We start from the raw sequence: 7,989 nt of genomic DNA on the forward strand, positions 1-7,989 counted from the left end.
CGCCCCCGACACGCTGAACGCATTGCCGGCCGCGTCCGTCACGCCGGACAGGTTGTACGCCTTGATCGCCAGATCAGCGGTATTCTCGCCCGCCGCGACCTTGTACTCGAACTGCAAGGTATCGCTGCCGGCACCGCTCACATACTTGGCCGTGCCGTTGTCGTTGAGCGACAGGGTCGGCGTGCCGTTGACGGTGACCGCTTCGCTGAACTTGAGCGTCAGGGTCACGGTGTCGCCAGCGCGGACCGTACCGGTGCCGTTCGTGACGCCGGGCCCGTTGGCCGCCACCCACTGCACCGTCGGCGCAGTGGTGTCCTGCGTCGGCAAGGTGCCCGTCGGCGGAGTGGTAGTGGTCGGCGGATCGGTCACGACGGGAGGGGTGGTCGGATCGGTAACCGCACCACCCGACGAGCCGCCCGTGCTTCCCGAGCCCGAACCACCGCTCACGCCCTGAAGCAGGGGCGTGATGTTGCCCATGTCATGCCAGAGCGCGGTCATCGTCGCGTCGTCGAAGGCGTTGGCCTGCGCCCGCACATTGGTCGTGCCGCCGGCGACGTCGATGACGTAAGCGCCATATTGCTGCATGGCCTTGAAGACCTGCTGGCCAAGCGGCGAGAGGCCGGCGGGCATCGGTGTGCCCGGCGGAATCGCGAGGAGCTGCCCTTCCTGGACGATGCCCGAGGAGCTGCTGCCGTCGCTGGAGATGGCCTGGCCGACAGCGCCGGGCTTGGCGAGACCGAAGTCGACGGCAAGCTGCAGTGCGTGATCGATCGATCCGTCGACCGTTTCGTCCTTGACGATAAGGCCACCGAGCTGGCTTGCGCCGGCCGCGGTGATACCCGCGCTGAGGAAGGGCGACTTGCTGCCCCAGCCATCGCCGGTGACGATGTTTTCCTGGCCGAACGACGCGGCCGACGCCGTCGTGTTGCTCGTGCGGTTGAACTGCCAGAAGTTGTAGGCGACGTCCCCGTCGATGACGATCAGTTCGCCGTCAGTGCCCGCGGCGCCATTCGCGGCTGCCGGCATGTGAACGCTGACTGTGCCGCCGGGATAGCCCCATCCCGGGGGATACGTGACTTGGACAAGAGGATCGGAGGCAGACGCAACGTAAACCGCAGGTGAATAACTATCCCATGCTACGCTGTAATTATAACCGGTCGAAGCCGGCCAAGCGAGTTTCGTAAAGGTCGCATCACTGGATACTTGTGTATTCCAACTCGAAGACGCAGAGAACGGGCGAGTTTCGAGTGAGGTCATATGCCTATTTCCTTAGACTATACGGAAGGAAACGGACAGCGAGATTGGTAGGCCAGCCAGGTATGCCTCGCCGTTCCGTGGAAAACGCAGCAGATAGCCAGGCGTGCTACGCGAAGTGCGGCCGGATGACGGGTCATCGCCAACTCGTCAGCGAATCAGAGGCCCATCCGCGAGAGAAGGTGGTCAGATAACGTGTTTGGAATGTGATGCCAAAGACAATTTGTTAAGAAAAAATTTTAACCATATTTTTCAATTGATTACAGAGACCTCGCCTGTGGAGAGCTTCGGATTCACGCGGGAACCGAACGCAAATGAGGCAGCGCGGCCACAGAATCCGGCCGGCCGGCCATCGGCCGGAGCGGGCCGATGGAACGCTGGCGCGGCTTATGCATGAAGGCTGATCTCGCCCCGGCGCGGCCAGGGATTTCTACCGGCCCGGCTGCTCCACGCGCTGGAGCAGCGGCGTAATCCGCGTGAGGTCCTGCCGGAGCGCCGCGATCGTCGCCTGATCGTAGGCATTCGCCTGGGCACGCAGGTTCGTGACCCCTCCGGCGACATCGATGACGAAAGCGCCATATCTCTGGTAGGCGCGAAAGACCTTCTGCCCGAGTGGCGACAACCCTCCCGGCATCGTCACGCCGGGCGGGATGGCCAGGCGTTCGCCTTCCTGGACGAGGCCCTGCGGATTCCGACCGTCGCCATTGATCGCCTCGCCGCTACGCCCCGGCTTCGCGTAGGCTGCATCGATCGCGATCTGCAGCGCATGAGCAATCTCGCCGCGATCCGTCTCCGCCTGGACAAGCAAGCCTGCCAGCTGGCTTGAACCGGCTGCCACGATGCCGGCACCGCGAAACGGCGATGCCTGCCCCCAGCCATCGCCGGTGACCAGATTCGTCGCGCCGTAGGATTGCGCCGTAGCCTTGCCGGTGCCCAGCCGCCGAAATTGCCAGAAATTGTGCACGGTATCGCCGTCGATCACCAGCAATTCACCGTCGGTGCCCGGGGCGCCATCGGCGTTGCCGGGCATGCGGATCTCAAGCGTGCCGGCGGGACGACCCCAGCTTGCCGGGTGCTCGACCGACACGATGGGATCCGAGACTGCGCTTACATGGATGGCTGGGGAGTAGCTGCTCCAGGCCACGCCGAAGCGTGCGCCGGCCGGCCAATCGACCCTGGAGAAGCGCGCGTCCGTGGCGATCGGCCTGTTCCAGGACGATGTGGTGGCGAAAGGCCGCTCGCCAAGAACGAAGCGGCTCCCAGCGTTATCCGCCGTGGCCGGCGCATGCGATCCTTCGATCAGGCTCGCGGCAAGTAGCAGCGTCAGCAGCGCCGGCGGCGCGCCAGGCAGCGCCGGCGGCGCGCCAGGCAGCCCCGAGGCGCGAAGGTGGCGAGGCCAGCGGCCGCGGCCGGCCCTCATCGCTCCGTCCGAACCCAGTCGATCCGGCGATGGATGAAGAACCGGACATAGGAGGGTATCTTGAGCAGACAATAGGCCGGCGCCGCGGCGAGCTCACGCCATGTGATGATCGCCTGGGCGAAACGCCACCAGGCGGCGGCGATCGCAACCGTAAAACCGGCCAGGACTGCCACAGAGATGCCGAGCGGTCCGACCGCCCCCGCCAGGGCAAACCAGGCAAGGCACAGGCCCGTCAGCAGGATCAGCGACATGGCCAGCAGCGACAGCGGCGGAATGCACAGATCGAGTGCGAAGGCGAGGAGCCTGGGATCGCGCTTCGCCAGCGCGCGCGCCGTCAGCGGCAGCAAGAACTCGCCGATGATCGCGAGATGGCCGTGCTCCCACCGCGTGCGCTGCTGGCGCTTTCCGGTTTCACCCTGGGGAAGCCGGCTGACGATCTCGGCTTCGGGACAGAACAGCGGCGAGCGACCGGCGAGCGCGAAATCGGCGCCGAGCTTCTGGTCCTCCGCGAGATGCCCGGTGGCGAGATCGACATGGCCGAGCGCATCGAAAGGCAGGGCCATTCCGGAGCCCATCAGCTGACAGGGCCAGCCGAGATGCGCCGACCCCAGCGGCCGCACGAAGGTCTTGATCGTCCATGCCAGCCGCGAAACCTTGTCGGCCGCGCTCGGCGCCGGCGGCGGCAGCATGGCGTAGCGCGCCTGCACGGGACGGCCGGTCGCGCTGCAGCGCCCGGCCAGTCGCGCCAGCGAACCGGGCGCGACCTCGCAATCGGCATCGACGATGATGACGACCTGCGGCGGGTCCGCGGCGAGGCAGCGAACGCCATGGGCCAATGCATAGCCCTTCCCGATCCGCGTCAGGTCGCGACGGATGGTGACCTCGGCCCCGGCTCTCAGGGCGGCACCGGCGGTATCGTCGGAGCAGTTGTCGGCCACCACCATCAGGCGCCCGGCGGGCGGCAATTGCGCGATGATCGGCGCGATGCTGCGGGCGATGATCGCTTCCTCGTCATGGGCAGGCATGATCACGGTGAAGCGGGGACAAGGCAGCCCCCCTGCCGGGAGCAGGCGCCTTGCAGGGCGATGGGCCGCCACGACCTGGACAATAAGGAAGACGACCGGGACCGCTGTCAGAAAACAGACCGCCAGCAAAACGAGAGTGACTGTCCCGGTCATGAACGTCATGCTGGTGCCGCTCCCTGGCTGCCGCCGGACATCCGCGTCTTTGCATCCGCTGCGATGGCGGCCTGGAGGATGGCTTCCGGCGCTACGGCTTCGGTGGGCTGGAAGGCGGCCCTCACCTTCGCGCGGTCGACCGGCTCGCGCCGCTCGACGCCATCGAGCGACCGCGCCAGGACGTCGAGGATCTGCTCGGAGGCATGACCGTCGCCGAAAGGATTCCTGGCCTGCGCCATGGCGCGGTAGGCTTCGGTGTCCGTCAGCAGCTCCCGGCAGGCCGCGACGATCGCCGCCACCTCCGTTCCGACCAGGCGCGCGGTGCCCGCCTCGACGGCTTCCGGACGCTCGGTCGAGTCCCGCAGGACGAGAACCGGCTTGCCGAGCGCCGGCGCCTCCTCCTGGACCCCGCCGGAATCGGACAGGATGATATGGGCGCTGTTCATCGCCAGCACGAAATCCTCGTAATCCAGCGGCTCGACGAGCGAGACGCGCGGGTGCGCGCCCAGCATCGGGTAGACGACCTGCCGCACGCGCGGACTGAGATGCACGGGGCAGACCACCCGCAGCTCCGGAAAGCCCTTGAGCAGGATCAGGACTGCTTCGCAGATGCGCTGCATCGGCTCGCCATGGTTCTCGCGGCGATGCGTCGTCAGCAGGAGCGTCGGCGCGGAAGCCTCCGCCGCGGCCGACGGTGCCTTGGCCAGGGTCAGGAACAGCGCGTCGATCGCCGTATTGCCGGTGACCCAGATCATGTCCGCGGGCACGTTCTCCTTGAGCAGATTGAGCCTCGACGCCTCGGTCGGCGCGAAATGGAAATCCGCGATGACGCTGGTCAGGCGACGATAGACCTCCTCCGGAAAGGGCGCGCGCTTGTCATAGGTTCTCAGACCGGCCTCGACATGGGCGACCGGCACATTCTCGTAGAAGGCGGCGAGAGCACCGACGAAGCTCGTCGTCGTGTCGCCCTGCACCACCACGACATCGGGGCGCACCTGTGCGATCACATGCTGCAACCCTTCCAGGGCCGCGGTCGTGACATGCGTCAGATCCTGGTCCCTGCGCATGACGTTGAGATCGGCCAGGATCGGCAGGTCGAAATAGGTCACGACCTGATCCAGCATCTCGCGATGCTGGCTCGTCCGGACCGCCAGCACTTCGAAGCGCTCCGGATCGGCATTGGCCGCCAGGATGAGCGGAGCGAGCTTGATCGCCTCGGGCCGGGTGCCCATCACCACGAGAATGCGTTTGCGTGGAGTCATCTGCACCTCGCTCAGGGCCGCGGCGTCGCGCGTCGGATGTGGGAAATCTGGGTGAGCGCGCTCCAGGAGATCAGGCCGACGAACTGGGAGTTCGTGACCAGATAGCGCCGGAACAGCCGCCGCGGCTCCTGAGCGAGGCGATAGGCCCATTCGAGCCCCGCGCGCTGGATGAAGACGGGCGCTCGCCTGCGCAGGCCCGCGATGACGTCGAAGCTGCCGCCGACGCCGATGACGACCTGCGCGCCGAGGTTCTTCCACTGCTCCTCGATGAAGTACTCCTGTCGAGGAACCCCCATCGCGACGAAGAGGAGCCTGGCGCCGCTTTCAGCCACCGCCCGCGCCCGCGCCTCGGCCTGGTCCGGCCCGAAATAGCCATCGGCATAGCCGCGGACGTCGAGGCCGCGATGCCGGTTCTGAAGCACCCCGACCGTTGCGCGCACGGTGCCGGCCTCGGCGCCGAGGAAATAGACGCCGATCCCCTCCTCCACCGCGCGGGCGCAGAGCTTGTCGATCAGATCGATGCCCGCTACCCGCGCCGGCAGAGGCTGCTGCCACAGATGCGAGGCCCAGACGAGCGGCTGCCCATCGGCGACCGTCCAGCGTGAGCCATCGACGAAGCGCTGCAGCCGCGGGTTGGACCGCATCATCATGAGGATCGCGACATTCACCGTGGACAGGATGCCGCGCTCTCCGGCACGGATGGTCCGGATGAGCTCCTCCACGGTCTGGTCCGCCGTCAGCCCATCGAAGCGGCCATTCAGAATCTGGGCCTGGCGGGGCGGCGAGCTCCCGGTTTCGAGACCAGGCATCGTGTCTGACGGCATCGCGGATCTCCCCGGGGCAACGGTCATCGGACGCACAGGCAGGCCGAGATGCGATGGGCGCGCGGCGCGATCTCGCCGCCGGCCTGCGACATGCCGCTTAGAAAATTCAATGCGTGATGAATTGATTGGTTCGCGAGAAAGCAATTCGCGCTGTTTCGAATGACATCAACGGTCACTCGAAGCGGCTATTCCATCAAACTATTGTGATCGAGATGCGCGACGCGATGGCCAAACGCGCAACCGGTTGCGCGTTTGGCCATCCGCTTCCGGTGCGTTTTCGAGGAAAACGCCGATTTCGCAAGCTACGAAGAACTCGCGTCCATCGCCCGCATTAAGCCTGTGCAAGTGCCGAGTATTTTGTCTGTGCAGCGTTGGAATTCGGTGGGCCAATGACGACCAACACCCTGCCTCCCCGGACGCGACATACCCCCACCACCATTCTCGCGTATGGGACGCAGGTATTCTGGACCGTCGTCGTGGCCACGGTCGAGATGATCGTGATCGCTTGCTGCGCCTTTGGCGCGTTCCTGGCGTATTCGGCCGTCGTCTATGGCGTCATCTTCTTTCGAAGCGACTATGTCCTGGCGTCCATCGCAGTGGGAGCGCTCTATGTCGCCCTCTGCATCGCCGACAACCAGTACGACCTGCTCGGCCCGGAATGGAACGAGCATAGCCGCTCGCGCGGCGGCGCGGCACTCGCCCTGTCCTTCATCACGCTTCTGACGGCCGGCTATCTGACCAACAGCCTCGGCGGCTATTCGCGCGGGACGTTCCTGGCGCAGCTGCTGGCGACGCTGCTGGGCCAGATCGCCGTAAGAGCCGCGCTCCGGCAGGTCGTCGACCGCGTCCGCGAGCATGGCCACTGGCGTCGCGAAAGCATGGCCGTGCTGGTCATGCCGGGCGCGCGCGGGGTCGGACATGTGCGTGCGCGGCTGGCAGCCCGGCACGAGCACATCCTGCGCTGGTACGATTTTCCTTCGGTTCCCGATGGAACCCGCGGCGATGCCTCCTTGGAGGTACAACTTTGTGAGATCCGGCGCGAATGCCGGGCGCTGCCGATCGACGCCGTGCTCATCCTGTTCGGCTCGGACAATATGGAAGTCGTTTCCCACACGGTGGCGGAGCTGTCGGAACTGCCTGTCCGGATCCAGCTGCTGCCGATCGAGCTGGCCGAATTGATGCGGCGCAGCCGCATCGGCAGCTATGGCCATCTGCGGGTCCTCGAACTGTTCTGCGGCCCCTGCTCGCTGCGCGACCGCTTCCTGAAGCGCGCCTTCGACATCGTCGGCTCGGCTGCGCTGCTGACCATCCTGTGGCCGCTGCTTGTCGCCGTCGCCGCCCTGATCAAGCTGGATTCGCGCGGCCCGGTTCTGTTCAAGCAGATGCGGCTCGGCTTCAACAATGAGCCGATCCAGGTCCTGAAGTTCCGCAGCATGAGCTGCATGGAGGATGCGCGCGACGGCTTTCGCCAGGCTGTCCGAGACGACCCCCGCGTGACCCGCGTGGGACGGGTGCTCAGGCGGACCAACATCGACGAATTGCCGCAATTGCTGAACGTGCTCAGGGGCGAGATGTCCCTGGTCGGCCCGCGGCCGCATGCCGTCGCCCATAACCACATGTTCGCCGACCAGATCCACCGCATGTTCCGCCGGCACAACGTCAAACCGGGCATAACCGGCTGGGCGCAGGTCAATGGGCTGAGGGGTGAGACCGACACCTTCGAGAAGATGCAGAAGCGGATCGAGCACGATCTCTACTACGTCGACAACTGGTCGTTCTTCTTCGACCTGAAGATCCTGGTCAGGACCGTCATCTCGAAGCAGGCGTACAGCAACGCCTATTGAGCGGAAAGGAACGCTCCGATGCGTGTCTGCTACTTCGTGTCCGAATATCCCGCCGTCTCGCATACCTTCATCCGGCGCGAGATCGTGGAGCTCGAACGGAACGGAATCTCGGTTCTGCGCGTATCGCTGCGAGGCCGCGGCCGTGAACTGGTGGACCCGGACGACATCGCCGAGAAGGCCCGCACGCGCTACATTCTCGACGGCGGC

The 7,989-nt window shown here is 65.8% G+C and carries 5 protein-coding genes and 2 pseudogenes; 2 read left to right on the plus strand and 5 right to left on the minus strand.

Annotation, left to right across the window (positions count from 1 at the left end; translation table 11 throughout):
• The 5 genes and pseudogenes from Q0Q02_RS21900 to Q0Q02_RS21920 form a co-directional block, all read right to left on the minus strand.
• Positions 1-1,026: pseudogene (locus tag Q0Q02_RS21900) on the minus strand (hypothetical protein); the annotation flags it as partial.
• A 658-nt stretch (positions 1,027-1,684) separates the two neighbouring features.
• Entirely contained in the window at positions 1,685-2,674 is a 990-nt protein-coding gene (locus tag Q0Q02_RS21905) for a hypothetical protein (protein WP_293812695.1), read from the minus strand.
• Positions 2,671-3,852 (minus strand): glycosyltransferase family 2 protein, encoded by a 1,182-nt coding sequence (locus tag Q0Q02_RS21910; protein ID WP_293812696.1) that lies wholly within the window; start codon positions 3,850-3,852, stop codon positions 2,671-2,673. Before Q0Q02_RS21910 ends, Q0Q02_RS21905 begins: the two co-directional genes overlap by 4 nt.
• Positions 3,853-3,857: 5 nt before the next feature.
• Positions 3,858-5,114, minus strand: a complete 1,257-nt coding sequence (wecB, locus tag Q0Q02_RS21915) for a non-hydrolyzing UDP-N-acetylglucosamine 2-epimerase (RefSeq protein ID WP_293812698.1) — start codon at positions 5,112-5,114, stop codon at positions 3,858-3,860.
• 11 nt (positions 5,115-5,125) lie between these two features.
• Positions 5,126-5,938, minus strand: a complete 813-nt coding sequence (locus Q0Q02_RS21920) for a WecB/TagA/CpsF family glycosyltransferase (RefSeq protein ID WP_293812700.1) — start codon at positions 5,936-5,938, stop codon at positions 5,126-5,128.
• A gap of 389 nt (positions 5,939-6,327) precedes the next feature.
• Here Q0Q02_RS21920 and Q0Q02_RS21925 point away from each other — a divergent pair, with 389 nt between their 5' ends.
• Both Q0Q02_RS21925 and Q0Q02_RS21930 read left to right on the plus strand, forming a co-directional pair.
• The gene (locus Q0Q02_RS21925; protein ID WP_293812702.1) at positions 6,328-7,782 is read left to right on the plus strand and encodes an exopolysaccharide biosynthesis polyprenyl glycosylphosphotransferase; all 1,455 of its coding nucleotides are present in this window, start codon (positions 6,328-6,330) and stop codon (positions 7,780-7,782) included.
• Positions 7,783-7,800: 18 nt separating this feature from the next.
• Positions 7,801-7,989 (plus strand): annotated as a pseudogene (locus Q0Q02_RS21930) (colanic acid biosynthesis glycosyltransferase WcaL); the annotation flags it as partial.

It is taken from the genome of uncultured Allobosea sp., from assembly GCF_945956895.1.
GTDB lineage: Bacteria > Pseudomonadota > Alphaproteobacteria > Rhizobiales > Beijerinckiaceae > Allobosea.

What these genes read in the sequence shown, in the direction of transcription:
- Q0Q02_RS21925 (WP_293812702.1), top strand. Translation starts at nt 6,328, where the DNA reads ATGACGACCAACACCCTGCCTCCCCGGACGCGACATACCCCCACCACC.
- wecB (WP_293812698.1), bottom strand. Translation starts at nt 5,114, where the DNA reads ATGACTCCACGCAAACGCATTCTCGTGGTGATGGGCACCCGGCCCGAG.
- Q0Q02_RS21905 (WP_293812695.1), bottom strand. Translation starts at nt 2,674, where the DNA reads ATGAGGGCCGGCCGCGGCCGCTGGCCTCGCCACCTTCGCGCCTCGGGG.
- Q0Q02_RS21910 (WP_293812696.1), bottom strand. Translation starts at nt 3,852, where the DNA reads ATGACCGGGACAGTCACTCTCGTTTTGCTGGCGGTCTGTTTTCTGACA.
- Q0Q02_RS21920 (WP_293812700.1), bottom strand. Translation starts at nt 5,938, where the DNA reads ATGCCGTCAGACACGATGCCTGGTCTCGAAACCGGGAGCTCGCCGCCC.